The sequence below is a fragment of the Microcoleus sp. F10-B2 genome, from assembly GCF_036704965.1.
In the GTDB taxonomy this organism is placed as follows: domain Bacteria; phylum Cyanobacteriota; class Cyanobacteriia; order Cyanobacteriales; family Microcoleaceae; genus Microcoleus.
Window position 1 is genome coordinate 1 of sequence record NZ_JAUBTB010000007.1, and the last position, 14,770, is coordinate 14,770.

At 46.8% G+C, this 14,770-nt stretch carries 14 protein-coding genes; 11 read left to right on the forward strand and 3 right to left on the reverse strand.

What is annotated here, in order from left to right:
- The first annotated feature begins 126 nt into the window (after positions 1-126).
- The 4 genes from QUA99_RS04205 to QUA99_RS04220 all read left to right on the forward strand — a co-directional run bounded on the left by QUA99_RS04205 (position 127) and on the right by QUA99_RS04220 (position 2,463).
- On the forward strand, positions 127-336 hold the full coding sequence (locus tag QUA99_RS04205) for a type II toxin-antitoxin system HicB family antitoxin (protein WP_333235376.1): 210 nt from the start codon (positions 127-129) through the stop codon (positions 334-336).
- A 205-nt stretch (positions 337-541) separates the two neighbouring features.
- Positions 542-1,816 (forward strand): FGGY-family carbohydrate kinase, encoded by a 1,275-nt coding sequence (locus QUA99_RS04210; protein ID WP_333235377.1) that lies wholly within the window; start codon positions 542-544, stop codon positions 1,814-1,816.
- A 105-nt stretch (positions 1,817-1,921) separates the two neighbouring features.
- A complete protein-coding gene (locus QUA99_RS04215; RefSeq protein ID WP_106146328.1) occupies positions 1,922-2,266 on the forward strand; it encodes a hypothetical protein in 345 nt (114 codons plus the stop codon).
- Positions 2,263-2,463 (forward strand): hypothetical protein, encoded by a 201-nt coding sequence (locus tag QUA99_RS04220; RefSeq protein WP_333051533.1) that lies wholly within the window; start codon positions 2,263-2,265, stop codon positions 2,461-2,463. Before QUA99_RS04215 ends, QUA99_RS04220 begins: the two co-directional genes overlap by 4 nt.
- Before the next feature lie 227 nt (positions 2,464-2,690).
- On the opposite strand, the gene QUA99_RS04225 is transcribed toward QUA99_RS04220, so the two are convergent.
- The 3 genes from QUA99_RS04225 to QUA99_RS04235 form a co-directional block, all read right to left on the reverse strand.
- Positions 2,691-3,296 carry a hypothetical protein gene (locus tag QUA99_RS04225; protein ID WP_333235378.1) on the reverse strand — a complete coding sequence of 202 codons (606 nt, stop codon included), beginning with the start codon at positions 3,294-3,296 and terminating at the stop codon, positions 2,691-2,693.
- A gap of 192 nt (positions 3,297-3,488) precedes the next feature.
- On the reverse strand, positions 3,489-5,837 hold the full coding sequence (pcrA, locus tag QUA99_RS04230) for a DNA helicase PcrA (protein WP_333235380.1): 2,349 nt from the start codon (positions 5,835-5,837) through the stop codon (positions 3,489-3,491).
- Between the two features lie 206 nt (positions 5,838-6,043).
- The gene (locus tag QUA99_RS04235; RefSeq protein WP_333235382.1) at positions 6,044-6,427 is read right to left on the reverse strand and encodes a YkvA family protein; all 384 of its coding nucleotides are present in this window, start codon (positions 6,425-6,427) and stop codon (positions 6,044-6,046) included.
- Between the two features lie 286 nt (positions 6,428-6,713).
- On the opposite strand from QUA99_RS04235, the gene QUA99_RS04240 reads away from it, so the two are divergent.
- The 7 genes from QUA99_RS04240 (at position 6,714) to mltG (ending at position 14,668) form a co-directional block, all read left to right on the forward strand.
- Positions 6,714-7,454 carry an SIMPL domain-containing protein gene (locus QUA99_RS04240; protein ID WP_333235384.1) on the forward strand — a complete coding sequence of 247 codons (741 nt, stop codon included), beginning with the start codon at positions 6,714-6,716 and terminating at the stop codon, positions 7,452-7,454.
- A gap of 182 nt (positions 7,455-7,636) precedes the next feature.
- Complete coding sequence (locus QUA99_RS04245; RefSeq protein WP_333235385.1) at positions 7,637-8,725, forward strand: flagellar assembly protein H; 1,089 nt, start codon at positions 7,637-7,639, stop codon at positions 8,723-8,725.
- A gap of 252 nt (positions 8,726-8,977) precedes the next feature.
- Positions 8,978-10,159, forward strand: coding sequence for a F420-0:Gamma-glutamyl ligase (locus QUA99_RS04250; RefSeq protein ID WP_333235386.1), 1,182 nt, complete (start codon positions 8,978-8,980; stop codon positions 10,157-10,159).
- A gap of 191 nt (positions 10,160-10,350) precedes the next feature.
- Positions 10,351-11,682 carry a GNAT family N-acetyltransferase gene (locus QUA99_RS04255; RefSeq protein WP_333235388.1) on the forward strand — a complete coding sequence of 444 codons (1,332 nt, stop codon included), beginning with the start codon at positions 10,351-10,353 and terminating at the stop codon, positions 11,680-11,682.
- A gap of 261 nt (positions 11,683-11,943) precedes the next feature.
- Positions 11,944-12,402, forward strand: coding sequence for a Holliday junction resolvase RuvX (gene ruvX, locus QUA99_RS04260; protein ID WP_333235390.1), 459 nt, complete (start codon positions 11,944-11,946; stop codon positions 12,400-12,402).
- A gap of 312 nt (positions 12,403-12,714) precedes the next feature.
- The gene (locus tag QUA99_RS04265) at positions 12,715-13,296 is read left to right on the forward strand and encodes a DUF3727 domain-containing protein (RefSeq protein WP_333235391.1); all 582 of its coding nucleotides are present in this window, start codon (positions 12,715-12,717) and stop codon (positions 13,294-13,296) included.
- A 247-nt stretch (positions 13,297-13,543) separates the two neighbouring features.
- Positions 13,544-14,668: an endolytic transglycosylase MltG gene (mltG, locus tag QUA99_RS04270; protein ID WP_333235393.1), complete on the forward strand. Its 1,125-nt coding sequence runs from the start codon at positions 13,544-13,546 to the stop codon at positions 14,666-14,668.
- Positions 14,669-14,770: the final 102 nt, after the last annotated feature.

Consider the following 14,770-nt stretch of genomic DNA (forward strand, 5'->3'; position numbering starts at 1 on the left):
ATGCTAATTTACAACTCTAGATGCCTGTTTTAATTTGAATTCGGTTTGGTTCTGATCCTTCCCTTCAGGGCACTACCAGATTTTCGTAAAAAAACCCGGTTTCTGACCACCCGTTGGTATCAACTAATGCGTTATGGGATTGTCATTGAAAAAACACCGAATAACTATTCAGCTTACGCGCCCAATTTGCCCAGATGTGCAGCCACAGGCGCTACCCTTGCGGAAGTGCAGCAGCGAATTAAAGAAGCGATCGAATTTCACTTAGAAGGATTGCGAGAGGAAGGTTTACCGATTCCCGAACCAACTACGCTTTGTGAGTATGTCGAAGCACGATAATCTCAGAAACCCGGTTTCTTTCTAGATTTCTCGTCACTCAACGCAAAACTCGTAGAAACCGGGTTTCTAGCCCCATGCTTAAGCGATGAACTTACGCACTAATGCCAAAGAAACCGGGTTTTTTACCTAATCTGTGGGTGACAACGAAAGATTTTCGTAAAAAAACCCGGTTTCTGAGATATAGGAAAATTCGCGGGAGTAACAAATGAATCTTTATTTGGGAATAGATTTCGGCACGACTGGCGCCCGATCGACTGTCATAGACTCCCAGGGTACAATACATTGTGAGACAGAATATACTTTTAGCAACAACGGGCAACAACCGCCTGAATTGCCCTCGGTGTGGCAAAATGCGCTGTGGGATACGATCGAGCAAATTCCCCCAACAATCCGCAATCAGGTAAGGGCGATCGCCCTTGACGGCACATCCTCCACTGTCATGCTGTGCAATACCGACGGTATACCAGTATGCGAACCCATTTTATACAATGATGCGCGCGGTGCAGCGGTGACAGAGAAGTTGCGGGCGATCGCGCCTGCCAACCACACAGTATTGAGCGCTACATCCAGTCTGGCTAAACTCCTGTGGTGGCAGGAGGGCGGGCACGGGGGCACCGCCCCTACGCTTTTCCTGCATCAAGCTGACTGGCTGGCGTTTTTGCTGCACGGGAAATTGGGAATTAGCGACTATCACAATGCTTTGAAACTCGGTTTCGATGTTGATACTTTGTGCTATCCGAATTGGCTGACACAGGGAATTGCGGGCGCTGCAACGCCTGAATTGCCGCAAGTTGTCGCACCGGGTACGCCTGTGGGGGAAGTGAGAACTCAAGTGGGCGATCGCTTCGGTTTTCCCCGCGATTGTATGGTTTGTGCTGGTACAACCGATAGCATCGCAGCTTTTTTAGCAAGCGGTGTCAATTTACCAGGGGAAGCAGTAACTTCTCTCGGTTCTACACTAGCAGTCAAACTGTTAAGTCATACCCGCGTAGATGATTCTAGATACGGGATTTACAGTCACAAATTAGGCGATTTGTGGTTAGTTGGAGGTGCTTCTAATACCGGAGGTGCGGTGCTGCGGCATTTTTTTACTGATGCTGAGTTGGCTAATTATAGCACACAAATTGATCCAGAACAAGAGAGTTTGTTTGATTATTACCCATTGTTGAAAAAGGGCGATCGCTTTCCGATTAATGACCCGAATTTGCCGCCCAGACTCGAACCGCGTCCAACTGATTCAGTGGAATTTCTGCACGGTTTGCTAGAAAGCATCGCGCGGATTGAAGCGCGGGGATATCAATTATTGCAAGAATTGGGTGCAACTCCTTTGACCAAAGTTTATACGGCTGGTGGCGGGGCGAAAAATTCGGTTTGGAGTGCGATTAGAAAGCGTTATTTAAAAGTGCCTGTTGAAACGCCAATTCATACTGCGGCTGCTTATGGGACTGCGTTATTGGCGAAGCATGGAACGCAAATTTAAAGGTGGTAAATTTGGACTGATATCGCTCTCGATTAAAACTAAAATGAGAGGAAGCAAACATTCTGATATATTGTGTTAAGTTGTTATCCCTAAAAATTAAGGACAATGGCAAAGCTACCTGATGACATCCTGAACACAATTTTCACATTGCAGCGGCGGCTAGTGGAAATCCTCAACGAAACAACCGCCACAGAATATATATTCATGCAGCAGTTTGGCGAGACAGAAGCGACACTCCCCGAACTAGAATCCCTGGATAATATTAAGGAAAGGTTGAGAACCTCTTACAATCGTTTGTACAGGCTTTTGCAGCAGGTGGCAGAATCTCAACCCGCTGCGACTGCGGATACGTTAAACTTTCTGTATGGAACGATAGAAGACGGAGAGGCAATTGTCGATGCCTCAGCAGCAAGCATTCAAGAAATCAAAATGGATTGGAACTTACGATGAATCAACAACCTAGAATCCCCGACGCTGAAACCAGAAAGCGACACGTTGAAAAGATGCGTGAAGTCTGCCGACAGTTGGACGCTTTCAATTTGAAGTTAGATGAAGCGATTGCCATATTTGAAGCTGATAACCGCCGCCAGCGTCGAGAACGTTTGGCGGGTAAATACAGGCGTGTGGAATCTCAAGTAGTCGAATAAGATATGAGATGTTGCATCATTGTTAATAAGTCTTTTATGAACAGGCTTTCCGGCCTGTTCTTGAGAATGGTGCAAGATGTGAGATAAGATCGATCTAGGGGCAATTCACGCTAGGGATAGCCTTGAATCATTTCTTTTCAGTCCCCTTCTCCTCGGACTTCGTTTGTTTAGTAGCGGTTGAAACAGCCGACTCCTATCGCGAGTTTTCAACGCAGATTTGATATAGGCTAATTTTCGCGCACCATCCACACTAAAAATCCCAATATTTTATCTACTGGAGGTAGCGGATAATCGGTAAGATCGATCGTCACTATTTGCCCTTCCAGCTTGAGAAACCGCCAAGCTGTGCCGCTGGAAACGCTGCCGTAGATGACGGAAATCGATCGCCCTTTGGCTTCATTAAATCTCTGGGCCGCCACCATTTCAGCAATACATTGACCCAAACCTACTTTCAAATCTCCTTTTTTAGCTTCCACCATCACAATTACCGGGGCCTCAACGTCTAATTGTTCCGGGGAACGGCTGATGATAAAATCGCAAACTCCTGTAAGTCCAACAGCTACATCAACATTAAATTCCTCACCCGAAAACACGCTGATTTGTTGGTTCAGAATCCTGCGAACTTCCAGCAATACAGGATTAATAATAGCTTCAGAACGGGCTTTTTCGGTGCTAGTGGCGATCGCCCAAGGCAAATTTGTCTCCAGCATGGTCTGCAATGCTATTGCGGGTGCGATCGGTTCGATTTCCGGCAGAAATCTGATTCCTTCCACTACTGTAAGATTGAAGGCTTCTTTAACCTTGCTGATGGTCGTAAATTGACTGTAAGACATAAGAGTTTAGGTTTTTATTTCTACTTTTTACTTAGATAAAACGAAGGTTGAAACCGCGTCTACACAAACGAAGTTCCCGACGTGGACTAAAGATAAAAACGTAATTTTTACCATATTTTAACCGCCCCTTCTTCAACCCGCTATTCTAGGGTTTTGTCTGTATAGACGCGGTTTAAACCGCCGGATTTTCTATTACACTCGCTGCAACTTAGCTGTTCTCGGATCGATAATTTTTCTGCCCAAACCCGAAAACTTAATTGCCAGATTAGTTTTATCGCCTTCTCCCAAGACGTGGGTAATTTCTCCAACTCCAAAAGCATGATGAAAAACCCGATCGCCCGTTTTCCACTCTGCCGATTGAGAATTCCCAGAATTAGCTGCTGAATTATTAGTTTTTCCCTTGGAAACAGCCGTTTTAGCTGTCTTAGTTTTCTTCGCACTTCCAGCCAGCAAATGTGGCGGCAATTCCCCTAAGAATAGCGAAGGAGTGCAGTGTTCCCGGAAGCCTCCCCAGAGGCGGCGTTCGCGAGTGTGCGTGAGAAATAGCAATTCCTGGGCGCGAGTGATGCCGACGTAGCACAAACGGCGTTCTTCTTCGATCGCTTTCGGGTCGTCCAAGCTGCGGAAATTGGGAAATAAACCCTGTTCCATTCCGACTAAAAATACCACGGGAAATTCTAACCCTTTGGCTGAGTGCAGCGTCATCAGCGATACGCGGGAATCTTCTTCCTGCAAGTCATCTAAATCGGATGCTAAAGAGGCTTTTGCTAAAAATGATGTCAGCGTCGGTTCTTCGTTTTGTTCTTCAAATTGCAGGACAGCATTGTACAATTCTCTGACGTTTTCTATCCGATTTTCGGCTTCCTCGGTTCCTTGATTTTTCAAATCTTGAATGTAGCCTGAATCTTCGATAATTCCTTGGACAATTTGCGAAGCGGGCAGAGTTTCGACTTGCGATTGCCAACGACCAATCATTTCGGCAAACTTAATAATAGCTTTTGCCGATCGCCCTGCGAGAGTATTGACAGAAGATTCATCGCTGAGGATTTCCCACAACGGAATGCCCAATTGAGTTGCAGCGTCTTCGATTTTGGAAAATGTGGTATCGCCAATGCCGCGGCGGGGAGTGTTGATGATGCGTTTGAGGCTGACGCTATCGTCGGGATTGGCTAGCGTCCGCAGGTATGCTAGGATATCTTTGATTTCTTTGCGATCGTAAAACTTCAGGCCGCCGACAATATTGTAAGGAATGTCTAAACGCATTAACGCTTCTTCAAAGGAGCGAGATTGAGCGTTTGTGCGGTAGAGAACCGCAAAGTTACTGCCGTTTTCGTATTCGGAATTTTGGCGCTTCAAGGAATGAATTTGACCGGCTACAAATTCCGCTTCATCTAATTCGTTGTCGGCCCGCCAGACAACAATCGGAGCTCCCGGTTCGCGAGTCGGGCGCAGAATTTTCTCGATCCGTTCGGTATTGTGTTCGATCAAGTGGTTCGCGACTTGCAGGATGTTTTCGCGCGATCGATAATTTTCCTCTAATTTTACCATTGTCCGAGTTTTATCGTCGGACAAACCATCTCCGAAATCCTCTTGAAATTCCAGCAAGATGGTATAATCTGCCATCCGAAAACTGTAAATTGATTGATCGACATCGCCCACGACAAAAATCGAGCGGTTTTGCCATTTATCGAAGCTTTTCGGGTCGGCGTTATTTGTCACCAACATCCGAATCAAATCGTATTGAGTGCGGTTAGTATCTTGGTATTCGTCAACTAAAATATGGCAAAACTTTTTATGCCAGTAACTTAATACTTGCTCGTTTTGGCTCAATAGTTTAACGGGAACGAGGATTAAGTCGTCAAAATCGAGGGCATTGTTGGCTGCTAAAGCGTCTTGGTAGCGACTGTAAACATCCGCAATCACGCGACCTCGATAATCCGGTTCTGCTGCTTGGTATTCTTGAGGCGACAAACCTTTATTTTTAGCGTTGCTGATGATATAGCGGACTTTGCGCGGGTCAAATTTCTTGTCGTCGAGGTTCAGTGTTTTGGTGACGATTTGTTTGACGATACTTTGAGCATCTGATTCATCAAAAATCGAAAAATTTTTCTGCCACTTGCGGCCTTTTTCGTCTTGGTATTTTTCTATATCGTAGCGGAGAATGCGGCCGCACAAAGAGTGAAAAGTTCCCATCCAAATGTGTTTGGTAATTCTTTGGTAAATTTGCGATCGCAATTTCGTTTGCACATCTGGGGCTAAGTCTACCAAAGGTTTGCCATATTCCGCTTCAGCTTGCTGAGTTGCTAGCAATTTTTCAATTCTTTCTTTCATCTCCCTAGCGGCTTTATTCGTAAATGTCACCGCCAGAATATTTTCAGGATCGACTCGATGCGTGCGAACTAAGTTAGCAACTCGGTAAGTTAAAGCTCTGGTTTTGCCCGAACCAGCGCCCGCTACTACTAACAGCGGCCCGTTGTAATGGGCGACTGCTTGGCGCTGAGATGGGTTGAGGTGGCTGAGGAAATCAGTGGTTTGAGTCATAGCTAGAAAGTTAATTTTATTGTTTAAGGTAAATAATACTGGGAGGCGATACCGCGAGTTTTTTTAAGGTAAGGTGCGCCTAGCGCACTCTATATTATAACTAGAACGGTAATTTTTTAAACTTTAAATATTTTTTTGTCAAGCGAGTTGTTTCAGGTAAGGTGCTCTGCGCGCTTCCTACACTATAAATAGATAAGTAATTTTTTTTAACGTTTAAATATCCGTGTCAGCCACATGGCAGCTAATATTCCCAAACCAATCCAGATGGCAATAATCACAACAGCGGCAGCCCGATTTATCGGTTTTCCTCGCTCTATTTCTGCGGCTGCTTTTTCCCGACACTCGGCTAAAACCTGTGGCGGAATCATCTTCAGTACCAGCCAAATTCCCAAAGGTACAATTATCAAATCGTCCAAGTAGCCGAGAATCGGTATGAAGTCAGGAATTAAGTCGATCGGGCTAAAAGCGTAGGCAACCGTAATGCCTGCTAAAATTCTGGCGTACCAAGGTACTCTCTGGTCTGTACTTGCTAAATAAACTGCGTAAGTCTCTTTTTTGAGTCTGCGGGCAGCTTGTTTGAAGAATTGCATCTTTTAACAATTTTATCATTTTTAAATCTTATTTAAAATGAAATAGGAGTTACCTCGGAGTGTCATAAACTGGGTGGGTTTCTATATTTATCATTGCCAAACCTCTTATTTTGCCCAGAACACCAATTTTTTAGTGGAGCGTCCTGCGGACATTATAATAACTCACGATTTCTTCAGAATTACTGACTATTTTTTTAGTTGCTAAAAATGTAACAACCCGGATATTTAGCAATTTTAGTGGGAAGGTAAAGTATAGCATCTGTTGTATGTGAGGAGAATCAAGTTTATGAATTCAAATTTGCAACGTGGCGATCGCATTAATTTCCGCAGTCTGGTAACAGCGTTGTGTTTAACCTTAACTCTCGTGAGTTTTGTGAGATTAGATCCGGCGGTGGCTCAAGAACAGCGGATCAGAACGCTGAGTGTTACTGGGCGGGGTGTGGAAGCGATTCCCACAACCCAGACTCAAGTGCGGCTGGGGGTTGAGGTGCAGGGGAAAACGGCGGCCGAGGTGCAGCAGGAAGCGGCGAGACGATCGTCCGCTGTGGTAGAGTTGCTGCGATCGCGCCAAGTCGAAAAACTCGAAACTGCCGGCATCACCCTCAATCCCATTTATAACTACGATAACAACCAACAGCGCTTGACGGGCTATACGGCCACGAATACCGTCAGTTTTCGGATTAATACTGCATCTGCCGGCACTTTGCTCGACGATGCGGTGAATGCCGGAGCCACACGCATCGACGGCGTGAGTTTTGCCGCTGCCGAAAGTGCGATCGAACAAGCTCGAAAACAAGCACTCCGCAAAGCAACTCAAGATGCTCAATCGCAAGCGGATGCAGTCTTGAGCGCCCTCAACCTCAAGCGGGGAGAGATTCTGGGCATTCAAGTCAACGGTGCGATCGCGCCGCCTCCTATGTACCGGCAATTGGCTGGTGCTCGCGCTGCTGCTGCTGATGCTGCAACGCCTGTGGTGGGAGGGGAACAGGAGATTGAAGCTTCTGTGACTTTGCAAATTGCGTATTGATGGCGGGCTGCATTCTAATTGAACGTAAAATGCGATATCTGTTAGATACCCGACTCCTTTAAGAAGTCGGGTATTTGAGTGTTTTATTTTTTATGTTTGTCTGCTGGTTGTTAGATAAAATATCTTAAATATGCGACGATAACATGAGAAAATTTAATCATAAAATATGACAAGCAATTTTTATGACGCGATTTATTCACGATCGCTTTGCCAAAGACTTGTTAACAGAACTGCTGTCTCCCATCGGGACGGTGAATATCGGGCATGATGTTACTGCCGAAGTCCGAGAAATCGATGTTTATTTCATTCCAATGACTGTAATTCCTGAATACTCAGCAACTTTAGGATTGTTGGGAAAAATGGCTGAGACGGCGGCAATTTTTGAACCGTTTCGCAATCCAGTAACTGTCGGCGAAGTCATTAGCTGTATGAGTAAGTTATGGGATTTGCGAGGTGAATTGGAGCGGCAAGCCAGAAGAGAAAATACTCGCTATGATGATGCTAAGTTGCCGACACTCTGGATTTTGACACCTACAGCATCGAAAGCAATGCTGGAGGGTTTCGGCGCGATACCCAAGCCTGAGCATTGGATGGAGGGCATTTATTTTTTGCCGAGGCATTTGAAATCGGCAATGGTGGTGATTCACCAATTGCCCGAAACTCCCGAAACCATGTGGTTGAGGATTTTAGGGAAAGGGAAAGTGCAGCAAAGGGCGATCGCCCAGTTGAGCTCTTTAGCAACGGACGATCCGTTACGGATTATCGCGCTAGAATTGTTGTATCAGTTACAGTCAAACTTAGTAACCGATACCCAACAAGACTTACAGCCAGAAGAGCGAGAGTTAATTATGGCGATCCCATCACTTTTTAGAGAACAGTTAGAAGCCGCACAGCAACAAGGAATTGAACAAGGAATTGAACAAGGAAGACAAGTACAACAGCGCTTAATTTTAGAAAATTTTCTACAAGTACGATTTGGAGAAATCAACTCAAAAATGACTGTTTTCTTGTCTCCAATATCAAAGTTACCCGCTGCGGAATTTACGATGCTGTTGCTGGCAATATCCATGCTAACAGTAGATGAATCAGGAAAACAACAAGCGGTCAGATTATTAGCAGAAAATATTTTGAGAATTCGCCAAAATGAATTGGGGGAGATTCTACCTACCGCCGTTACCAATTTACTAGCAATGCCTGTCGATCAATTGACATTGTTTGTAGAACAATTGCCTCAGTTATCGGCTGATGAATTGAGAGCCAGGTTGGGATAAAAAGCGCGATAATACCTGTTCGGGTAGTCATAAACTCTACCCGAATTTCCCGCCATCCCGTGAAAGTCATCCGAAAAATCTATTTCGATCGCCTATCCCGCCACCGCAGACGCCCGATCGCACTTACGTGTAATTGGGCATAAGTTCGATCGCCCTCAACAAACTCAGCACAATCCAATTACTACCGGATCGGCGATCGAAGTACCCGATATCGACTACAGTAAACACAAAATATTATTGGCGGTAATTAGAGTGATTGAGACTTTAGCAACAGGAATCGCAGCAGCCGGTTCGCTGCTAGCATTGGGCGGATTGGGCCTAGAGTTGAACTATCGCCGGACTGGAAGTGCAAATAAACTAGAACTAACAGCCGGAGAATGGCACTTAGCCATCTCGGAACCCAACCGCTATCTTTTAGTCGGGGAAATGGAGTTCCGCAACCTGACACAGCGATTTGAGATTATGTTGCCGGAAGTGCGGGCACAGGTGAAACTGCTGTCAGACGGAAGTTTGGATGGCGTTACTTCCCAGACAAAGGTGATTCCTTGCCACAAAGACGCAGCAGCCCGATCGGACGATTACTGGTTCGGCTATATTGTTAAAGCCCAAAAAACCACGAAAATTAAAGTTTCTGTAGACATTCAAGGGCAAGATTTAACCAAATTGCAGTCGGCTTGGGTGCAAATACATTTCGTCACCTACGGCCCGGGCGGGCGCATCCCGAAAGTCCGTAACGTAGTAGTACCGCTGCAATTTCCCAACTCGGACACCGTACCCACAGCCAGAAATGTCGGCGTTGCAGAAGTCTTGCCGATTCGCACTCACATACTGGCAGAACTAGACGATCCCGTCGAAATTGTCAAGCGGTACGTGCTGCCGCGCGCCCAGAAAGGCGATATTGTCGCCCTGGCAGAAACTCCCCTAGCTTTGATGCAGGGACGCTACCGCCATCCCAGCGAAGTTAAACCAGGATGGGCGGCAAAGCGAGTGTGCTTGTTTTTCTTGCCCACGTCGAGTTTGGCCACGGCTTGCGGGATGCAGACGTTGGTTGATGTAGTTGGCCCTTGGCGCGTAGTAGCAGCATTTGCGATCGGCGCTGTGGCCAAAATATTTGGCAAACCGGGAGTCTTTTACCAACTAGCAGGGGAACAAGCCAGACTGATCGACGACGTTACCGGGACTTTGCCTCCCTTCGACCAATTTATTGTCCTCGGCCCGGACAATCCCCAGCAAGTTGTAGAAGAAATTCAACGAGAAACCGGGCTTGCGGCGGCGATCGTAGACGCTAATGACTTGAAAGCAGTTAAGATATTAGCAGCGACCTCCGATTTATCGGTAACATTTTTAGAGCAAGCCTTACGTAGCAACCCCGCCGGGAATGCTGACGAGCGAACACCAGTCGTTGTAATTCGACCTCTGCCACAAAAATCTTGAGTTGAAAACAGAAAATTAAAAATTCAAAAAGATGATTTGCAATTTTTAATTTTCGATCGAGCAAGAAAGGGAGAAGAATCAAAAGTTATAAGTTTTGAACTCAAAATTTACCCATTCAAAACTCCAAACTTATCTAACTCTTCCCCTTTCTGAATTTTTATTTTTAAATTTCCATTCTCCACTTTTATGCTATGACTTCATTTCCCTCCCAAAACCCAAACCAGGTTGTGATTCGCCCGTTTCAGTATCGCGATATCGAGGTGATGGAACAACTGTGCGCGGAAACAGCCGAAGAGCCAGAAAACCGCAAGGGCGCAAGCTGCGACGTGGTACTAGGTAGAAAGTTGCAGCAGATTCGTCGCTGGTACGGACTACTAAAGATTTTGAGCTTGTTTCCCAACCCTTGTCAGTCCCTGTTCCGGGCCCATGTTGCCGAAGAAGAGGGGAGCGTTAAGGGCATAATTCAGATTTCTCCTTTCAACCGCACCCGCAGCACTTGGCGGATCGATCGCATAGGAGTAGACCCGGAAGCCCGCAGCAAAGGAATTGGTTCCATGCTGCTGCGGTACTGCTTTGAGGCAGTCTGGGAGGCGCGGACATGGCTGTTGGAGGTGAATGTCGGTGACAAAACTTCCCTGGCTTTGTATCGGCAAAACGGGTTTCAGCCTTTGGCGCAGATGACATACTGGACGATCGCCCCAGAACGCCTGCAAGAAATGGCAAACTCGACCCCAGATTTGCCCAACCTGCTGCCCGTCAGCAACGCAGACGCTCAGTTGCTCTACCAACTGGATACCGCGTCTATGCCGCCCCTGGTGCGCCAAGTATTCGACCGGCACATTCAAGATTTCAAAACCAGTTTTTTCGGCGCTTTAGTCGAAGGTGTCAGACAGTGGCTGGGCAAAACCGAGGTAGTCAGCGGCTACGTGTTTGAACCGCAGCGCAAAGCCGCGATCGGCTATTTTCAGGTGCAGCTATCCCGCAACGGCCAGCAACCGCACGTCGCCCAGTTGACGGTACACCCGGCCTACACTTGGCTTTACCCAGAACTGCTGTCCCAGATGGCGCGCCTCGTTCAAGATTTCCCAGTTCAAAGCCTGCAACTGGCTTCCGCTGACTATCAGCCGGAACGGGAAGCTTATTTAGAGCAATTTGGAGCAGTGCGCGTGGAACACAGTTTGCTGATGTCTCGATCTGTGTGGCACAAATTGCGGGAGTCAAAGTTAGTCTCTCTCGAAGGACTCCAGCTATCAGAAATGTTGCAAAGCTTCCAGCCAACTCGCAAACCCGTACCGGGCAGGATGTCCTGGCTCGGCCCGATGGCTGGGGAAGCGACAGCAGGGCACCCGTCCTGTGAGATTAAACCTCTGTTGGCTGACTCAGGAAACAGCCAAACGAATCAAGTTAACCCCTTGGGCGGCCAAAATTCCGAATCTGCAGCAACTGATGACAGCAGCATTTTGCCTTTAAATTTGTCGGACTTGCCTCTAGACGGTGGCTGGCCAGGAGAACTCAATTCTTAATAATTGAAAGCAGAAGGTAAAAGGTAGAAGGCAGAAAAAAAGAGAATTAATCATCCAAAAAATTCCTTTTTTTGTCGGTCACAATCCCAAAATATCCCTTCTGCTTTTGATTGAACTCAACTTGAGATTACCTATCTTCTTCTCTTATTCCTTCGCGCACTTCGCATCTTCGCGGTTCGTCAAATAAGATTATTTCCTAAAAAAACAGTAAATCTAAAATCTAAAATCTAAAATCTAAAATCTAAAATTGCTTGATTGATAATGTCCAACGATAAATTATGGATTTCAGCACTGGGATTAGATATCGGCCTCAAACGAGTCGGCATCGCCGGGTGTGACGGCACTGGTTTAATAGCTACGGGCATTACAACTCTGGTACGATCGTCCTTCGATCGGGACGTAGCTTATCTCAAAAAGATAGTCTCTGAGCGGAGAGTGCAAATTTTAGTGGCCGGCTTGCCCTACTCGCTGAGCGGAGAATTGGGTGCTCAAGCCCGACAAGTGCAGAAATATGCTACCCGCATCGCCGCAGCCTTAGAGCTCCCGCTAGAATACGTGGACGAGCGCCTGACTTCGGTTGAGGCAGAGGAATTGATGAAAACACAAGGGATTTCGGTGTCGCAAAATAAGGGTGCGATCGATCGCAAAGCAGCGGCCCTGATTTTGCAGCAGTGGCTAGACGAGCGGAGGCAAAATATCTCCGCCCTTCCCAATCCTTGATAGGTGGTAACAAAGGCGTGATATCCTGGTTGTGCAAGTTTGCTACGCACACCTGTAACCCTTGACAAACTGGAGAAAATTCTGCTGTACCCTCGGTACTGAAGAAGCACAAAATCGTGATTTGTCCTCAGTGTCGCTTGCTAACTCGACTGAGATTTAAACGCTGCACTCCTCGCCTGTGGAAAAGGTCGCGAGTCTCGCGGTTTAAGCTTGTGGACTGGCGATCGCCCACTTAGCCAGAATATCGCCACGAAAATTCCCACTTGTCAAGCAAACGTTACTGAATTATTGACGGAAAATAAGATACACGCGATGTCCTCATCCCCATACCGCAAAAAAGAGAATGGCAATTCCAACGAAGAGTCCGTCACCCTGACGGATGAAGTTGGGCGATCGCTGACTTGCAACATAGAATATTCTATGAACCTAGAAGGTCAAGAATACGCTTTGCTGCTTCCGATTGACTCACCCGTAGAAATTTTTACCTGGCATGGAGACGATGCCGACGAAGCAGCAATTCCTGTAGAAGACGAGACCGAAATTGACAAAATTTTTGATACTGCTAAAGTTGTCCTGCAAGAGCAGAACTTGACACTCCGGCGCACGGCGGTGACGCTGACTGTCGTTGGCGAATTGCCGGAATTTCCCGACGAAGATTTGGCGTCCGATGCCGACGATCCCGATGAGGAGTCGGAGTTTGAGGAGCTGATGTGGCTGACCAGCTTTTACCACGAAGAACAGGAATATGCCATTTATACGCCTCTCGACCCGTTCTTTATCTTGGCTCGAATGAATGATGACGGCAAGCCAGAATTGCTCTCAGAAGAAGAGTTCCAAAGGCTGGAACCGATGTTGCCTATGCTGGAAGACCAGTTCTTTGACGAGCTTGATTAAATATTAATTGAAGGCAGAAGACCTGACGGCAAAAAGCAGAATGTTTTACTATTTTATAAAAAAGTAAACTGCTCGCCCGATCGAACTTTTTCGAGATGGCCGCTTCTGCCTTCGCGATCGGGCTTTTGAATTGGGCCGCGTGAATTGGGTCTTTTAAAGGGCTTGTATTTGTAACTTTTCGGTCATCAATCGCAGGTCATCAGTCATTAGTCGCTAGTTAACCGCCGCTTATCGAGGACAACGGACTATGAATAAAGAACAAATGACAAAAAGCAACGCGCGCGAGGCAAGCAAAGGTACTCCGCAACTCTCTAAATGGTTGTTTTATCTGGCGTTGCTGCCGGCAATCTGGGGGGTTTGCGCTTGGCAAGGCTGGGCTTGGTGGAGCTGGGCTTCCGCGCCGCCTAAAATAGCTGAATCGTCAACTTCCCCGCCAGAGGATGCTGCTGTTTTGATCCAAATCCCGGATGGTACTCCCAGTCAAAAAATCGGGCGGGATTTAGAGGCTGCGGGGTTGATTCGATCGAGTTCGGCATGGAATATGTGGGCCCGCTGGCTGACTCTGCAAAACCGCGAGGGAGGTTTTCAAGCGGGAACTTACCAACTGTCGCCGACTCAACCTCTGAGTGCAGTCGCTGACAAAATTTGGAAGGGCGAAGTCGTACAGCAGAGTTTCACGATTCCAGAAGGGTGGTCGCTGCAACAAATGAGCGCTTATTTTGAAGCGCAAGGTTTTTTCCCGGCTAAGGATTTTATGGCGGTGGCGAGTCAAGTTCCCTACGCTCAATACCCTTGGCTACCTAGCGGATTGCCTCACTTGGAAGGGTTTTTGTACCCGGATACTTATCAGCTAGACGGCGATGCAATTAGCCCGGAAGCTGTCATCAAGCAAATGCTCGGTCGCTTCGAGCAGTTGGCTTTGCCGATATATCAAAAAAATCAGAAGAATACTAAGCTGGATTTGAAAGAGTGGGTGACGCTGGCGAGTATTGTGGAAAAAGAGGCCGTGGTGGCGGACGAGCGCAATCGTATTTCTGGGGTATTCAACAACCGTCTGAATAAGGGTATGCCCTTGGGTTCTGACCCGACAGTGGAATACGCCCTCGGCATTAGGCAAACTAAGGAGAAGCCTTTGACTTTCAAGCAGGTGGAAACGCCTTCTCCTTACAATACTTATATCAATGTAGGGCTGCCCCCAACTCCGATCGCATCTCCGGGAATCGCAAGTCTGGAAGCGACTCTGACTCCGGAAAATACAGAATACCTGTATTTTATGGCTAGATATGACGGCACTCACATTTTTAGCCGCACGCAGGCGGAACACGATGCTGCGATTGCTAAAGTAGACCAGCAGTTGCGATCGACTCCATAGATTGGTAATGACTAATACAAAAGTAAAAAGTCAAAAGTCACAAAGCAAAAGCCATAATTATTCACTTTTGATTTTTTACTTTTTGAATCTTTAACTCCCAAT